This is a genomic window from Streptosporangium carneum (genome assembly GCF_027922005.1).
GTDB lineage: Bacteria > Actinomycetota > Actinomycetes > Streptosporangiales > Streptosporangiaceae > Streptosporangium > Streptosporangium carneum.
On sequence record NZ_BSEV01000170.1, the window covers coordinates 1 to 521 of the forward strand.

Annotated in this window: 1 protein-coding gene; it reads right to left on the reverse strand. The window is 67.4% G+C overall.

Annotated features, from left to right (window positions below; translation table 11 throughout):
* Nucleotides 1-521, reverse strand: a 521-nt coding sequence (locus PKF00_RS45100; protein WP_271223812.1) for a protease-associated domain-containing protein, incomplete at both ends; no start/stop codon positions are given.

A 521-nucleotide genomic window follows, 5' to 3' on the forward strand; every position in this document is an offset into this window, starting at 1 on the left:
GTCAGGCTGATGGCCTCGCCGTTGTTGTGGAGGCGGCGCAGATGATCGGCATCGGGATTGGAGACGGCGATCACCGGGATATCGGCCCAGCTCCCGTCGAGATCGCTCATCATGCCGGTGTGCGGGAAACGGTGGCTGTCCGAGCCGACCGAGCGGACGACCAGGGCCGAAGCGCCGGCGCGCCCGGCATGCTGCCAGCCGATGCGGCGGCGCTGATTGGCCGGGCCGTAGCCGGCGCCGACCTGGCTGCGCACCATGATGTCGCCGTCGATGAAGGCGATACGGCCTTCCAGCGAACCGTCTTCGGCCGCTACAAGATCGTCGACGGTGCGGAAATACACGATCTCCGACTGAACGGAGCCGGAACCGGAACCGCCGAGCGCCGTACCGTGGAGCTCCATCTCGTAGGGAGCGGTCATGGTGATGGACAGGCTGTCGCGATCCCAGAAGGGCATGGTGAATCCTTCGACCTCGACGCGGTCGAAACCCAGCTCCTGACCCAGCGCCGCCCCCCAGGCGCG